Annotated in this window: 15 protein-coding genes; 9 read left to right on the top strand and 6 right to left on the bottom strand. The window is 66.0% G+C overall.

What is annotated here, in order from left to right; translation table 11 throughout:
• Positions 1 to 5 precede the first annotated feature (5 nt).
• The 4 genes from JOE31_RS06065 to JOE31_RS06050 all read left to right on the top strand — a co-directional run bounded on the left by JOE31_RS06065 (position 6) and on the right by JOE31_RS06050 (position 3,592).
• Complete coding sequence (locus tag JOE31_RS06065; RefSeq protein WP_209742598.1) at positions 6 to 446, top strand: VOC family protein; 441 nt, start codon at positions 6 to 8, stop codon at positions 444 to 446.
• A gap of 21 nt (positions 447 to 467) precedes the next feature.
• Entirely contained in the window at positions 468 to 1,421 is a 954-nt protein-coding gene (locus tag JOE31_RS06060; protein WP_209742597.1) for a 1,4-dihydroxy-2-naphthoyl-CoA synthase, read from the top strand.
• Positions 1,422 to 1,449: 28 nt separating this feature from the next.
• Positions 1,450 to 2,607, top strand: a complete 1,158-nt coding sequence (locus tag JOE31_RS06055; RefSeq protein WP_209742596.1) for an AMP-binding protein — start codon at positions 1,450 to 1,452, stop codon at positions 2,605 to 2,607.
• 103 nt (positions 2,608 to 2,710) lie between these two features.
• Positions 2,711 to 3,592, top strand: coding sequence for a 1,4-dihydroxy-2-naphthoate polyprenyltransferase (locus JOE31_RS06050; RefSeq protein ID WP_209742595.1), 882 nt, complete (start codon positions 2,711 to 2,713; stop codon positions 3,590 to 3,592).
• Positions 3,593 to 3,594: 2 nt separating this feature from the next.
• Here JOE31_RS06050 and JOE31_RS06045 read toward each other — a convergent pair whose 3' ends face one another.
• The gene (locus tag JOE31_RS06045; RefSeq protein WP_209748184.1) at positions 3,595 to 3,909 is read right to left on the bottom strand and encodes a DUF4229 domain-containing protein; all 315 of its coding nucleotides are present in this window, start codon (positions 3,907 to 3,909) and stop codon (positions 3,595 to 3,597) included.
• Between the two features lie 60 nt (positions 3,910 to 3,969).
• Between JOE31_RS06045 and JOE31_RS06040 the strand changes: the two genes are divergently transcribed.
• Together JOE31_RS06040 and JOE31_RS06035 are read left to right on the top strand one after the other, a co-directional pair.
• Positions 3,970 to 4,434, top strand: coding sequence for a PLDc N-terminal domain-containing protein (locus JOE31_RS06040; RefSeq protein WP_209742594.1), 465 nt, complete (start codon positions 3,970 to 3,972; stop codon positions 4,432 to 4,434).
• Positions 4,435 to 4,708: 274 nt separating this feature from the next.
• Positions 4,709 to 5,650 (top strand): hypothetical protein, encoded by a 942-nt coding sequence (locus JOE31_RS06035; RefSeq protein WP_209742593.1) that lies wholly within the window; start codon positions 4,709 to 4,711, stop codon positions 5,648 to 5,650.
• Positions 5,651 to 5,773: 123 nt separating this feature from the next.
• Here the strand turns inward: JOE31_RS06035 and ccsB are convergent, their stop codons facing one another.
• Genes ccsB through JOE31_RS06010 form a run of 5 tightly spaced genes read right to left on the bottom strand, consistent with a single transcriptional unit; the run spans position 5,774 to position 10,820 of the window.
• Positions 5,774 to 6,913: a c-type cytochrome biogenesis protein CcsB gene (gene ccsB / locus JOE31_RS06030; RefSeq protein WP_209742592.1), complete on the bottom strand. Its 1,140-nt coding sequence runs from the start codon at positions 6,911 to 6,913 to the stop codon at positions 5,774 to 5,776.
• The gene (locus JOE31_RS06025; protein WP_245199002.1) at positions 6,913 to 8,730 is read right to left on the bottom strand and encodes a cytochrome c biogenesis protein ResB; all 1,818 of its coding nucleotides are present in this window, start codon (positions 8,728 to 8,730) and stop codon (positions 6,913 to 6,915) included. The genes ccsB and JOE31_RS06025 overlap by 1 nt, the downstream gene beginning before the upstream one ends.
• Positions 8,730 to 9,485 carry a cytochrome c biogenesis protein CcdA gene (locus JOE31_RS06020; RefSeq protein WP_209742591.1) on the bottom strand — a complete coding sequence of 252 codons (756 nt, stop codon included), beginning with the start codon at positions 9,483 to 9,485 and terminating at the stop codon, positions 8,730 to 8,732. Before JOE31_RS06020 ends, JOE31_RS06025 begins: the two co-directional genes overlap by 1 nt.
• Positions 9,486 to 9,501: 16 nt before the next feature.
• Positions 9,502 to 10,104 (bottom strand): TlpA disulfide reductase family protein, encoded by a 603-nt coding sequence (locus tag JOE31_RS06015; protein ID WP_209748180.1) that lies wholly within the window; start codon positions 10,102 to 10,104, stop codon positions 9,502 to 9,504.
• 50 nt (positions 10,105 to 10,154) lie between these two features.
• Complete coding sequence (locus JOE31_RS06010) at positions 10,155 to 10,820, bottom strand: histidine phosphatase family protein (RefSeq protein WP_209742590.1); 666 nt, start codon at positions 10,818 to 10,820, stop codon at positions 10,155 to 10,157.
• 220 nt (positions 10,821 to 11,040) lie between these two features.
• On the opposite strand from JOE31_RS06010, the gene JOE31_RS06005 reads away from it, so the two are divergent.
• From JOE31_RS06005 to JOE31_RS05995, 3 genes are all read left to right on the top strand, one after another.
• Entirely contained in the window at positions 11,041 to 11,589 is a 549-nt protein-coding gene (locus JOE31_RS06005; RefSeq protein ID WP_011693121.1) for a YceI family protein, read from the top strand.
• Positions 11,590 to 11,825: 236 nt separating this feature from the next.
• The gene (locus JOE31_RS06000) at positions 11,826 to 12,698 is read left to right on the top strand and encodes a hypothetical protein (protein WP_209742589.1); all 873 of its coding nucleotides are present in this window, start codon (positions 11,826 to 11,828) and stop codon (positions 12,696 to 12,698) included.
• A 248-nt stretch (positions 12,699 to 12,946) separates the two neighbouring features.
• On the top strand, positions 12,947 to 13,711 hold the full coding sequence (locus tag JOE31_RS05995; protein WP_209742588.1) for a hypothetical protein: 765 nt from the start codon (positions 12,947 to 12,949) through the stop codon (positions 13,709 to 13,711).
• Positions 13,712 to 13,718 lie beyond the last annotated feature (7 nt).

Raw genomic sequence — 13,718 nt, 5'->3', positions numbered from 1 at the left:
GACCCATGGGACTCAACATTCAGATAGCAATCGACTGCAGGAACCCGCACGAGCTCGCCGACTGGTGGGCGGAAACCCTGGACTGGGCGGTGGAGCCCCAGGACGAGGCGTTCATCCGGTCCATGATCGACCAGGGCTATGCCACCGAAGCGGAGACCAGGTCGCACCACGGCAAGCTTGTCTGGGCTTCCGGCGCGGCCATCCGCCCGGTGGAAGAAATCGACGCCAAGGCGCCCGCACGCCGCATGCTCTTCCAGACCGCACCGGAGGAAAAGACCGTCAAGAACCGCGTGCACTGGGACGTCCGCCTTGAAGGCAAGGACAAGGACGTGGCCCGCCAGGAGCTCGAAGCGCGGGGTGCAACGTTCCTCTGGAGCGCCAGCCAGGGACCGCATTCGTGGCACACCATGGCGGACCCGGAAGGCAACGAGTTCTGCATCAGCTGAGGCGATTACTAGACTCGGTCTGTGAGCAACGTATTCCCAGCCAAGGTATCCGACGTCTTTGACCCCACCCGGTGGCGCACCGTGGCCGGCTTTGACGACTTCCAGGACATGACGTACCACCGGCAGGTGGAGCGGGATTCGGACGGCGCAGTGCTGCGGGACCTCCCCACGGTCCGCATTGCCTTCAACCGCCCGGAGGTCCGGAACGCGTTCCGCCCGGGCACGGTGGACGAGCTCTACCGCGCCATGGACCACGCCCGGATGACCCCCAATGTGGCCACCGTGCTGCTCACCGGCAACGGGCCCTCGCCCAAGGATGGCGGGCACTCTTTCTGCTCCGGCGGTGACCAGCGGATCCGCGGGCGGGACGGCTACCGCTATGCAGAGGGCGAGACCAAGGAGACCATCGATCCTGCCCGCGCCGGCCGGCTCCACATCCTGGAAGTCCAGCGGCTCATGCGCACCATGCCCAAGGTGGTCATCGCCGTCGTGAACGGCTGGGCCGCCGGCGGCGGGCACTCGCTGCACGTGGTTTCCGACCTGACCATTGCCTCCCGCCAGCACGGCAAGTTCAAGCAGACGGACGCCACCGTGGGAAGTTTCGACGCCGGCTACGGCTCCGCCCTGCTGGCCCGCCAGATCGGCCAGAAGGCCGCGCGGGAAATCTTCTTCCTGGCCCGCGAATACTCGGCCGAGGACATGGTGCGGATGGGCGCCGTGAACGAGGCCGTGGACCACGAACGGCTCGAGGACGTGGCCCTGGAGTACGCGGCGGACATTGCCCGGCAGTCGCCGCAGGCCATCCGGATGCTCAAGTTCGCCTTCAACCTGGCCGACGACGGCCTGGCCGGGCAGCAGGTGTTCGCCGGCGAAGCGACCCGGCTGGCCTACATGACCGATGAGGCCGTGGAGGGCAAGGAAGCCTTCCTCGAGAAGCGCGATCCCGACTGGTCGCAGTTCCCGTACTACTTCTAGCCCTCCCTACTGACGAAGGCAGCACCCTGTGACTTCCCAGCCCCCGAACATCGAACCCGCGCTCAAGGCCCTGGCGGACGCCCTCCATGGCGAGGGCCCCGCCGTCGAACTTTCCGCCGACGCCGGCGGCAACGTTGTGGTCTCCGCTGTGGAAACGCCGGGCTTCGACGACGCCGCCGTGGTGGTGCGCACCTCCGGTTCCACGGGTGCGCCCAAGGCGACGGTCCTCACTGTGGACGCCCTGGCAGCGTCCTCCGTGGCAACCGCATTCGCGCTCAAGGGCGAGGGCCAGTGGCTGCTCGCCCTCCCGCTGCAGTACGTGGCCGGGGTGCAGGTGCTGGTCCGTTCGCTCTTTGCCGGGACCCGCCCGTGGGCCATGGACCTCTCCGACGGATTCACCCCGGAGGCCTTTACCGCGGCGGCGCAGGAGCTCACGGACAAGATCCGTTTCACTTCGCTGGTGCCCACCCAGCTGCAGCGGCTGCTGGATTCGCCGTCGGCCGAGACGCTGGCCGTCCTGCGCCGGTTCAACGGAATCCTGCTGGGCGGCGGGCCCGCCTCGCCCGAGCTGCTGGCCGCTGCCCGCGACGCCGGCGCCCGGGTGATCACCACCTACGGCTCCGCAGAAACCTGCGGCGGCTGCGTGTACGACGGCTTCCCGCTCGAGGACGTGCTGGCCCGGGTGGACGGGGACGGCCGGATCCTGCTGGGCGGAGCCACGCTGGCAGCCGGATACCTCGACGAGCCCGCCCTCACTGCCGACGCCTTCTTCGAGGAGGACGGCGTCCGCTGGTACCGCACCAGCGACCTCGGCGCCATTGACGCCACCGGCAAGCTCACCGTTCTGGGCAGGGCCGACGACGTCATCATCACCGGAGGCGTGAAAGTTTCCGCCACGCACGTGCAGGCAGAGCTGGAAAAGCTCGACGGCGTGCTGGCGGCTTTTGTGGCCGGCGTGCCCTCGGCGGAGTGGGGCCAGGCCGTGGCCGCCTACGTCGCAGTAGAGGACAGCTCCTCCGCCGGCATCGAAGGCTTCACCGCCGGGCGGCACGATGCCCTGGGCGTTTTGGGTGCCTTGGCACCTAAAACCGTCCTCGCGGCCCGCGAACTCATGATGCTTCCCAACGGCAAACCGGACCGGCTGGGCATGACTGTTCAGCTGGACGCCCTGCATCAGGGAAAATAGAGAAGCCCCCTCCGGACTGAATCCCGGAGCAGGCACGTTTTCGGCGGGTGGAACCCGCCCTGCCAGACCGAACCGAACAACGAACCACATCGGAGTACTGACCGTGGCCACAGCCGCACAATGGATCCAAGGCGCCCGACCGCGCACCCTGCCGGCTGCGATCGCACCGGTCCTGATCGGCACCGCCGCGGCTTTCGACCTGGACGCGTTCAAGCCCCTCAACGCCATCCTGGCCGCACTGGTGGCGCTGCTACTCCAGGTCGGCGTGAACTACGCCAACGATTACTCCGACGGCATCCGCGGCACTGACGAGGAACGGGTGGGCCCGCTCCGCCTGGTGGGCTCCGGCGCCGCGAAGCCGGAGATGGTGAAGCGTGCGGCCTTCGCCGCATTCGGCGCGGCCATGCTTTTCGGCCTGGTCCTGGTGCTCATCACGCAGGCGTGGTGGCTGATCCTGGTGGGACTGGGCTGCGTCCTGGCCGCCTGGGGCTACACCGGGGGCAAGAACCCCTACGGCTACATGGGCCTGGGCGACGTGTTCGTGTTTGTGTTCTTCGGCCTGGTGGCGACCCTCGGCACCACCTACACGCAGGCGGGACAGATCAGCCTGCCTGCCGTCATCGGCGCGATCGGCACCGGGCTGATCGCCTGCGCGCTCCTGATGGCAAACAACGTCCGGGACATCCCCACGGACATGCAGGCGGGCAAGAAAACCCTGGCCGTGCGGCTGGGCGACAAGCACGCCCGCGAAAGCTACGTCCTGATGCTCGCCGTCGCCATCCTGCTGGTCGTGGTCCTGGCACCCGGGCGTCCGTGGATGCTCATTGTGCTGTTGCTGATACCCGCCAGCTTGATGCCGTCATGGCTGATGATCAACGGCCGGAAGCGCAAGAGCCTCATCCCGGTCCTGAAGCAGACGGGCCTGATCAACCTGGGCTACAGCGTGTTGTTTTCCCTGGGCCTCGTACTCAGCCACGGCCTCTAGGGTCAGGCTTCCGTGCGGGGCGCTTCCGTGCGGGGGATTTCGGAACGGACGGTGATGTCCGGGTTTGCGTCCACCAGGGTGTCCTCGGCGTCTGCGTCTTCAACCTCTCCGGCGCTGCGAATGGGCTTGGCCCGGCCGGAGAACCGCTCGTGCAAGGTGGCCGTGGCGGCGTCGCGCTGCTTCTGGAAGAACAGGTAGCTGATGGCAAAGGCGATCAGGCCGGCGCACACTGCGGCAAGCAGGATGCCGATCTGGAGGACGCTGAACAGCACGAACAGCGGCACAAAGAGTGCCAGTCGGATGAGGGAGTATTTCATAAAGGCCACAGTCCAAGTTTAGCCGTCCGGCGCCTGCGCCCCTGACGGTAGACTGGTGGTATGCCCCGTGTATTGGTCGCCGTTGCCGTTCTTGCCATATTCGTCTATGGCCTCGTGGACGTGATCCGGACTGATAAGCACCTCACCAGGGGCATCTCCAAGACAGCCTGGATCGTCGTCATGGTTGTCCTTCCGGTGGTGGGAGCGGCACTGTGGTTCATCATCGGACGGCCGCGTGGAAGCCGCCCCGCCCCGCAGTCGTACAGCCACATGACGGCGCCGGATGATGACCCCGACTTCCTGCGCAACCTGGAAATCCGCCGCCGCAACCAGGCTGAAGCCGACCGCCTGAAGAAGCTCAAGGAAGAGCTCCAGGCCAAGGAACGCAACGCCAACGGCGGAGCCTCCGGTACGGGCACGGCTGAGGGCAAGGGGAAGCCGAACGGCAACCACCGTGGCGACAACCACCCCGAAGAATCACACCACCCAGAGACCGACGCGCACGGCACCGACGAGGTCAAGTAGGTTCTCCCCCCGGTCGCCCCTGGGCCCCGAGGCCCTCGCACCGTTGCCGGGCCACTCCTCCGGCCCGCGGTTCCTCACCCCTTTGCCGATTTTGGCCGCTAAACCTCGCCCAGAGCGGCCAAAAGTGGCAAAGGGCCAGGTCATGGAGCGGCGCAAGTAGAAAGCGGCGCATGGCCCGCCCGCCCAAACATTCCGGACCCTCACTTGTCCTCCACATCGACGTCGGATTGTGGATAACCGCTGTACCCGCACGCCGCCGGGACACAATGCTCCTATGCGCCGTCCATCAGAGCTCCCCGAGGCCCTCCGCCACCGGCCCTTCACCCTGGAGCAGGCCCGGTCAGCAGGCCTGACACGGCGCCGATTGCGCGCCGGCGACCTCATGCGGCCCTGCACCGGGGCACGGGTTTCAGCAGCAGCAGAGGAAACCCTGCTGCTCCGCGTCGCTGCCGTCAGCGCGGTCACGGGTGCAATTGTCAGCCACCTCTCGGCGGCGCTGCTCTGGGGATTTCCCTTGCCCTTGGCCTGCCGAAACAGGGACGAGATCCACCTGACCTTACCCGTGGGCAGGCGAGCCCTCCGGCGCATGGGAGTTGTCGGCCACCAACTGGATCTGGAACCCGCGGAAATCACAGCGGGAAAACACGTGCAATGCACCTCTCCGCTGCGAACCTGGTTCGATCTTGCCGGAATGCTTGGGCTCGAGGACCTGGTAGTCGCCGGCGATTTCCTGCTTCGGCGGAGGAATCCGCTGTCCACCCTTGCCGAGCTGGACGGCTTCCTGGCTGCCAAGGCGGGCAAGCCGGGTTACCGCAAGTCCATGCGGGCCCGGGCTCTGTTGCGGGCCAATACAGACTCAGCCAAGGAGACGGAAGTCAGGCTGCTGCTGCGCCGCTACGGCCTTCCCGAGCCCGCCATCAACGTACCCATGTTCGATGAAATGGGCCGCTGGATCCAGGACCCGGATATGTCCTATGAGCGCGAGAGGGTGGCCATCCAGTACGACGGCGCGCATCACGCCTCGGCTGTCCAGCGACGGAGTGATATCTTCCGCGACGAGAATGCGCGGGAGGCAGGTTGGCGGGTGGTGGTGTTGACCCAGGCGGACCTCGACGTGCCCGCGCCCGGCCTGGAGCCGCGCGCCGTCACCCGGGTCCGCAAAGCGCTCGCGGAACGGGGGTGGACACCGGAACCGGCCCGCCGTCGTCGTCGTTGAACTGACTTCGTTCATCGCCCTTTTGCCGCTAATGGCCGCTAAGCCCGGGGCTTAGCGGCCAAAAGTGGCAAATCGTGGGTCGGGCCGCGCGGCACGTGAGCCAGGCGCGAGCCCCGTGCCCGGCTACAGCCCCGAGTAGGAGTGCAGGCCGTTGAAGAACTGGTTGACGATGGTGAAGTTGAAGATCACGCAGAGGTAGCCCACGATCGACAGCCACGCGGCCCGGGTGCCGGTCCAGCCGCGGGTGGCACGGGCGTGCAGGTAGCCTGCGTAAACCACCCAGATCACGAACGTCCACACTTCTTTGGTGTCCCAGCCCCAGAAGCGGCCCCAGGCCTTTTCGGCCCAGATGGCGCCGAACATGAGGGTGAAGGTCCAGCCCACGAAGGCGATCGCGTTGATGCGGTAGGACAGGTTTTCCAGGCTCAGGGCGGAAGGTACCAGGCGCATGAAGCCCAGCTTGTCCGCGCCGCCGGCCGCGATGGTTTTCTGCCGGTGCGCCTGGACCAGCTGCAGGGCGGACATCGCGAACGTCAGTGTGAAGAGTGCTGAGGACATCACGGCGATGGACACGTGGATGATCAGCCAGTAGCTCTGGAGCGCCGGCACCAGGTGACCCACGGGCGTCCAGTAGGCCACGGAGGCCGCGACGAGCATGATGATGGCCAAGCCGATCACGAACGTTCCCAGGAACCGCAGGTCGCGGCGGATCAGCACCAGCAGGAAGACGGCAACAGCCACGAACGCACCCGTGGTGAGGAATTCGTACATGTTGCCCCACGGCACCCGGCCCGCGCCAAGGGCACGCGTGACCACACCGGCAGCGTGGATCACGGCGCCCAGCACCGTCAGGGCAACCGCAACGCGGGCGGGAACGCGGCGTTCGGCGGCATAGCGCATGTCGCCGTCGGCCGTCTGCCCGGCGCCTGAACCGGCACTCTTGGACGCCCGGGCGGTAGCCGAGGACGGCCGTTCGGCGCGGCCGGCCGGTCCGCTGACGTCCGAAGCGGCGCGGTCGACGTCGGCATCGGCACGATCAACGGAGCCTCCGGCCCCCACGCCGGCGCCCACCGGAACTCTGGCCGTGGCGGACGCCGACGCCTGCGCCGCGGCCGCAGCTTTGAGGTCGACGGCGCGGAGCGCTTTGCTGCTCTTCGCCAGGTCCCAGGCGAAAGCGATAAAGGCAACCGTGTACGTGCCGGCCGCCAGCAGCATAAAGAGCTCGCTGTACTGGCCCATGGTTTCGTTGATTCCAAATGGCATTACTGGTCCTTCTTCGACTCGGCTGAGCCTGCTGTTGACTGGATGAAGTCTTCTGTGCGCGATTCCGTGGAGGCTTCGTTGGGGACATTGCCTGAAGAGGCACTGTCCGCGGGGCCATTATCCCCCGGCCCGCTGTGAGCTTTCTGGGAGTCCAGGCCCCATTCGTCCGCCAGCAGTCCGCGGATGGTCTCCGCTTCGGCCGCGAGACGGTGGTCTTCGCCGCGGGCCAGGAGCCCGTACTCCACCATGGTGCGGCCGTCCGGGTGCGATCCCGTGCGGACCCACACCCGGCGGCGGTTCACGTACAGGGATGTCACCAGCCCGGCTACGGCAAGCAGGGCAAAGATGAGGGCGTACAGCTGGCCCGGGTTGTGGTGGATGTCCACGCCGATATAGCGCTTCACGCCGTCGAAGCTGATGGAGCCTTTGCCGTCCGGCAGCGTGTAGGTGCTGCCGGGAGCGAGAGTGATGCCGCCGGCGTCGAGGTTCCGGGCGTTGAGCGGCGTCAGCTTCTTCACGTCGAGCTCGAAGACGTTCTGCGGGGAGCCCGCGTCCAGCCCGAGGTCGCCGAAGTACGAGTTCAGGGTGAGCTGCGGGTTGATCAGCTCGGGGTCCCCGCTGAAGGAAACGCCTTCCTCGGTGACGAACGCGGTGGGCAGGAAGAAGCCGGCGAAGCCCAGCTGATCCGGCTTGGCATCCGGAACCTTGATCACCACGGAAGAGTAGTAGTTGTCCCCCTGCAGCTTGGCCACCACCGGGCCCTGCATGGCGACGTTGCCGGCGCCGTCGCGGATGGTCACCACGGGGGCGTAGCCGTTGCCGGTGAGGTAGATGCTGGTGCCGCCCAGGCTGACGGGATCGTTGACCTTGAGCACCTGTTTCTCCGCCGGCGCGTCCGGGGTTTCCCGGGTGGTTACGTCCGCCTTGAAGTCGATAGGCTGGCCGAACTTGCCCTTGGATTCACGGTCGAACGTGATCTGGAACTTGTCCAGCTGGATGGAGTAGGGCTGGAGCTGGCTGCTCTGGAAGTTGGTGCCGGGGGTGAACTGGTCGTAACCCACCAGGGTGTTCACGAAGGTGTCGCCCTCCACCAGGATCCGCTGCCCGCTGTACCCGAACAGGCCGCCGGCGGCCACGGACACCAGCACGCCGATCAGCGAGGTGTGGAACACCAGGTTCCCCACTTCCCGCAGGAAGCCGCGCTCGGCCCCCAAAGAGGGCCGTGCGCCGCCGTCGTCCCTGACATCCACGCGGTAACCGCGCTTCTTCAGCTTCGCGGCAGCGTCCGCAATAGCGCTCGACGCCGGGATCCCGGCGTCCGCGGGGATCACCAGTGTGCCGTACTCGGGCAGGCGGGAGAGCCTGGCCGGGGTGCGCGGAGGCTGGGAGCGCATTGCCTTGTAGTGGGCAATCGCGCGGGGAACAACGCAGCCGATCAGCGAAATGAACAGCAGGATGTAGATGGCGGAGAACCATGCGGAGGAGTAGACGTCGTAGAGCTGGAGGGAGTCCAGGATCTTGCCGTACTCGGGGTGGTCCTTGATGTACTGCGTGACGATGGAGGGGTTCGCCGGACGCTGCGGAAACAGGGACCCGGGTACCGCGGCAACGGCCAGCAGCAGCAACAGGAACAGCGCGGTGCGCATGCTGGTCAGCTGGGTCCAGGCCCACCGCAGCATGCCCATGAGACCCAGCGCCGGAAGCGCGGCTTCCGCCTTGGCCTTGGCCACGGGGGTTTCTGCCGCGTTGTCGGGGGAAGTGTTCTCCGCTTTGTCTGCAGGAGCAGGTCTCTTCTTGTCGTTCACTCGCTCGCTCATCAGATCGGCAATTTCACATCGGTTTGGAACCAGTACTGCAGCCCGGCAACCCAGGCACCCCACACCCCGCTGGCCATCAGGATGCCCAGGACCACCAGGATTCCCCCGCCGATCCGCTGGATCGCGAGCCGGTGCTTGCGGAAGAAGGACATCACTCCGACACCGCGGCGCACGGCCAGGGCAATCAGCAGGAACGGGATGCCCAGGCCCAGGCTGTAGACGAAGGCAAGGAACGCACCCTTCGCGGCCGAGGAGCCCCCGGACATGCTGAGCAGCTGGACTGCGGAGTACGTGGGCCCGATGCACGGCGCCCACCCCAGTCCGAAGGTGATGCCCAGCAACGGTGCACCCCACAGCCCGGCGGGAGGTTTGGCGTGGATCTTGGCGTCCCGCTGCAGCCAGCTGAAGCCGCCCATGAACACCACGCCCATGACGACCACGAGGATGCCCAGCACCTGGGTGATCCAGGCGTTCTGGCCGCCGCTGATCATGGATCCCAGCTGTCCGAACGCTCCGCCCAGCAGGACAAAAATCACCGAGAAGCCGAGCACGAAGAGGCCGATTCCGGCCAGCATCCGGCCGCGCTTCTGCTTCTCCAGGTCCACGCCGGTCAGTCCGGTGACATAGCCCAGGTAGCCCGGCACCAGCGGCAGGACGCACGGTGACAGGAAGGAGACGAGTCCGGCAAGCAGTGCCACGGGAATGGCAAGCAGCAGGGAACCGTTCAGAATGGCTTCGGCGAAGGGGCTGTTCACGGTGTGGACGCCGCCATTACTCTGCCACGGCGGCGGTAATGAGGGCCTTGAGCGTGCCCTTTTGGATTTCGCCGAGGACCCGGGACGCAACCCGGCCCTGTTTATCCAGCACCAGCGTGGTGGGGACGGCCCCGGGAGGAACCAGCCCGGAGACAGCGAGGAGTACGCCGCCATCCTTGTCATTGAAGCTGGGGTAGGTCAGGTTGAACGTCTTGTCGAACGCCTCAGCGGCGGCCTTCTCATCGCGGAGGTTCACGCCGTAGAACTGCACGCCCTGCTCCTTGAATTCCTGGTGGAGGGCTTCCAGCGACGGCGCCTCGACGCGGCACGGCGCACAGGCAGCGAACCAGAAGTTGAGCACGGTCACCTTGCCGACGAAGTCCGCGGACTCCACGGCGGTGCCGTCGAAGAGGGTCCCCTTAATGGTGACGGCGGATTTCCGGTCGGCAGCGGCGAATTCGGTTACGGACCCGTCCCCGGCCACGTAGTTCTTGTTGTCCCCGGCTTTGGCCTGCTTGGCCAGTGCGTCCTCCTGGGCACACGCGGAAAGCCCCAGGGTAAGGGCGGCCAGCCCCAGGCCGCCTGCGGCCAGGACGCTGCGGCGCGAGGCGGAGCGCATCACGCCATCACCTGCATTGTTTGCCTTCTCGAAGGGGGATCCGGCCACGCTCAAGCCCCCGGAGTGTTCGAGGCGCCGGGCAGGAGCGCGGCAGCAGGCTCGCTGTAATCGACCCGGAGGAGGGTGCCGTCGTCGTCGAACACCAGCGAGGTGATGGACGTCAGGGTGCATTCGCGCTTGCGCGGATCATGCCAGAGGGGCTTGCCCTCGGCACTCAGGCGCGTGGACCAGATGGGGAGCTGATGGCTGACCAGGATGGCTTCGGCGTGGTCGCCGCCCAGCTCAATGGCACGGCGGCGGGCGTCCTGCACCGCGGCGATGACGCGGGCGGCCTGGTCCTTGTAAGGCTCACCCCAGGACGGAACGAAGGGGTTCCGCAGGTACGGCCAGTGCCTTGGCTTGCGGAGCTCGGCCTTGTTGACCTTGAGGCCTTCGAAGTGGTTCTCAGCTTCGATGATGCGGGCCTCAGTGTGGATTTCGAGGTTCAGCGCTTCCGCTATGGGGAGGGCGGTTTCCTGCGCGCGAGTGAGCGGCGAGGCCACCAGGTGCACGATGTTAGCCCCGCCGGCTACGCGCTCACCGAAGTGCACAGCGAGCGTCTTGGCCATCTGCTGCCCGAGTTCGGAGAGGTGGAATTCCGGCAGCCGTCCGTAAAGGATGCCGTCCGGATTATGGACCTCGCCGTGGCGAAGGAGATGAACAGTGGCTTGGGGCATGTGTACCAGTTTCTCAAAGATGTCGGGTGATCTGAAATCTTCTACAGAGAGTAGAACTGAGACGTTTTGAAAAATGTTCCCTGGAGTTGGAATAAAAGATGCAAATGCATGTTTATACTGGGTGAAGCAGTTAGTTGAGACTTCAACCAAGAAGTTTCGGCTGGCGATCAGATGTCCTTCCGCAAGAGACTTTCAATCCAAGATCACAAGGAGCAACACCATGGCACTGCCCGCCAACACCACCACCGGCACCTGGACCCTCGACAACTCGCACAGCGAAATCGGCTTCACCGTGCGTCACGCAGGCATCAGCAAGGTCCGCGGCCAATTCAAGGACGCCGCAGCGACCCTGGAACTTTCCGAGAACGTTGCCGACTCCAAGGTCAACGCCACCATCCAGACCGCCAGCTTTGACTCGGGCGACGCCAACCGCGACGGCCACGTCCGCGGCGAAGACTTCTTCGACGTCGAAAAGTTCCCGGAAATCTCCTTCGTTTCCAACGCGATCGTGCCCAAGGGCGACGCTTACGAACTCCAGGGCGATCTGACCATCAAGGGCGTCACCCGCCCTGTGGCTCTCGAAACCGAGCTCCACGGTGTGGCCGTGGATCCCTTCGGCAACACCCGCGCCGGCCTCACCGCCGAAACCACCATCAGCCGCAAGGACTTCGGCCTGACCTGGAACGCTGTCCTCGAAGCCGGTGGCGTGCTGGTCAGCGACAAGGTTGCCATCAACCTCGAGCTCGCGTTCATCGCACCTGCCGCGTAGTTTCTTCGCTTCGTAGGTACACAGCACCCCGCTCCGTCACCGCGACGGAGCGGGGTGCTGTGTTTAAGGCGGCCGCTGACGCCGGCGGCCGCCATCGGCCGCCCAGAATACCTCCTTCGAATGATCCACCCCCGGGCCGGAGCGCGGTACGGTTGAACCAAACCATGCTGGGGGCAGGGAACCGTTACTGATCCCGGTACCCGTTTAATCAGTAGTCGACCCGCAAAGGACCAACTATGAGCACGCCTCCAGCAAACCCGGCCAACCCGAACGAACCTGAGAACGGCAAGCCCGGCCCCGACGCTCCCCAGTACGGCCAGAACGCGCCGGAATCCCCCGCAGCGCCGCAGTACGGCCAGAACGCGCCGGAATCCCCGGCAGCTCCCCAGTACGGCCAGCAGCCCCCCGCAGCACCCCAGTACGGGCAGAACGCACCGCAGTACGGCCAGCAGCAGTACGGCCAGCAGCCCCCCGCAGCGCCCCAGTACGGGCAGAACGCACCGCAGTACGGCCAGCAGCAGTACGGCCAGCAGCCCCCCGCAGCACCGCAGTACGGGCAGCAGCCGCCCTTCGGTCAGGCGCCGCAGCAGTACGGCCAGTCCCCGTATGCCCAGTACCCGTCCGAACAGCCACAGGGTGTCGCCGCCGGCGGTGTGCCGAAAATGGTCAACAACGCGTTCTGGATGATCATCGCAGCGGGCGTCCTGTACATCATTTCCATGCTGGTAGCCATTCCTGCCTTGGACGATCCCGCCATGCGGAACCAGTTCGAGGACCAGATGAGGGCCAGCGGTGCGGACGTCGACTTTGAGTCCATCAAGGGCCTTGTGATCGGCATGATGGTGGTCTTCGGCCTCATCGGCGCCGGCCTCTACGCCCTGGTTGCCTTCAACGTGCGCAAGGGCAAGAACTGGGCCCGCATCCTCGGCACCGTCTTCGCAGCCCTGTCGATCTTCAGCCTGGTTCCGTTCAGCATCGGCACCATCTCGGCTTTGCTTGGCATCGCCGCCATCGTGATGCTTTACCTCCCGGCGTCCGCACCGTACTTCCGGAAGCAGCAGCCTTTCGGCAGCCCCTACTCGCAGCCGGGCAACCCGTACGGCCGCTAACCCTGCCAGCACCACAGTTCCAGCCGGAGGGCGTGGACTTTGGACGGCCCGGGCGACACCAGTCGCCGGCCCCGGAGTCCGCGCCCTCTGCGTTTGCCCGGATGTTCCTTGAGCCGAAATTGAGCCGCAAACTATGCACAGAAAGCCCCCGCACACGGTACCGTGTTAGCAAAATCACGCTGGGGGCAGGAAGACGTGGCTGATCCCGGTGGCTGATTGCCCGTTAGCCGACTCGTAAAGGATCAACCATGAGCACTCCGCCCGTCCCGCCGTCGTACCCCGGCGATTCCCCGTCCGGCGGGCAATACGGCCAGCAGCCGCAGTACGGGCAGGGCCCGTCGCCCTTCGCGCAGGCACCGCAGTTCGCTCAGGCGCCCCAGTATGGCCAACCTGCTCAGTACGGCGCACCGGCTCAGTACGGGCAGCCACAGAACAGTCAGCCACAGTACAGTCAGCCGCAGTACGCGCAGGCACAGCAGCCGCAGCAGTTCGGGAACCAGCAGTACACGGTGTACCCCTCGGAGCTGCCGCAGCGGGGAAACTCGGCGGCAAGTGCCGCTCCCCCGTTGGTGAACATCTCTTTCTGGCTGTTAATCGTTGCTTGCCTCCTCTGGGTTGGCTCGGTGCTCCTCTCGCTGGGTTCCATCGACGACCCCGCCATGCGCCGGGCGTTTGATGCCAGGCTGGCAGCCAGCCGGGCTGACGTGGATTTCGAGGCACTCAAGGGCATCATCGTTGGAATGGTGATGCTGATCGCGGCCGTCGGAGTGCTGCTGTATGCGCTGGTGGCGTTCAACATCCGGAAGGGCCGGAACTGGGCCCGGATCCTCGGCACCATCCTGGCGGCATTCTCACTGCTGGGCGTTCTCCAAATGGGGCTCGGAACGCCGTCCATCCTCGCCGGAGTGGCTGCAATGGTGCTCCTCTACCTACCCTCCGCCGCGCCGTATTTCAGGAAGTACCACCCGTTCGCAAGCCCGTACGGCCAGCCGGGCTACCCCTACGGCCGCTGAGGGCAGT

Origin of the sequence: Arthrobacter sp. PvP023 (genome assembly GCF_017832975.1) — a bacterium.
Lineage (GTDB): Bacteria > Actinomycetota > Actinomycetes > Actinomycetales > Micrococcaceae > Arthrobacter.
This window is presented reverse-complemented; position numbering and strand designations above follow the sequence as displayed.

Bases quoted from the DNA above. Each gene is read 5' to 3' on its own strand.
- JOE31_RS06065 (WP_209742598.1), top strand. From the start codon at position 6: ATGGGACTCAACATTCAGATAGCAATCGACTGCAGGAACCCGCACGAG.
- JOE31_RS06045 (WP_209748184.1), bottom strand. From the start codon at position 3,909: ATGAAATACTCCCTCATCCGACTGGCACTCTTTGTGCCGCTGTTCGTG.
- JOE31_RS06040 (WP_209742594.1), top strand. From the start codon at position 3,970: ATGCCCCGTGTATTGGTCGCCGTTGCCGTTCTTGCCATATTCGTCTAT.
- JOE31_RS06035 (WP_209742593.1), top strand. From the start codon at position 4,709: ATGCGCCGTCCATCAGAGCTCCCCGAGGCCCTCCGCCACCGGCCCTTC.
- ccsB (WP_209742592.1), bottom strand. From the start codon at position 6,913: ATGCCATTTGGAATCAACGAAACCATGGGCCAGTACAGCGAGCTCTTT.
- JOE31_RS06025 (WP_245199002.1), bottom strand. From the start codon at position 8,730: ATGAGCGAGCGAGTGAACGACAAGAAGAGACCTGCTCCTGCAGACAAA.
- JOE31_RS06015 (WP_209748180.1), bottom strand. From the start codon at position 10,104: ATGCGCTCCGCCTCGCGCCGCAGCGTCCTGGCCGCAGGCGGCCTGGGG.
- JOE31_RS06010 (WP_209742590.1), bottom strand. From the start codon at position 10,820: ATGCCCCAAGCCACTGTTCATCTCCTTCGCCACGGCGAGGTCCATAAT.
- JOE31_RS06005 (WP_011693121.1), top strand. From the start codon at position 11,041: ATGGCACTGCCCGCCAACACCACCACCGGCACCTGGACCCTCGACAAC.
- JOE31_RS06000 (WP_209742589.1), top strand. From the start codon at position 11,826: ATGAGCACGCCTCCAGCAAACCCGGCCAACCCGAACGAACCTGAGAAC.
- JOE31_RS05995 (WP_209742588.1), top strand. From the start codon at position 12,947: ATGAGCACTCCGCCCGTCCCGCCGTCGTACCCCGGCGATTCCCCGTCC.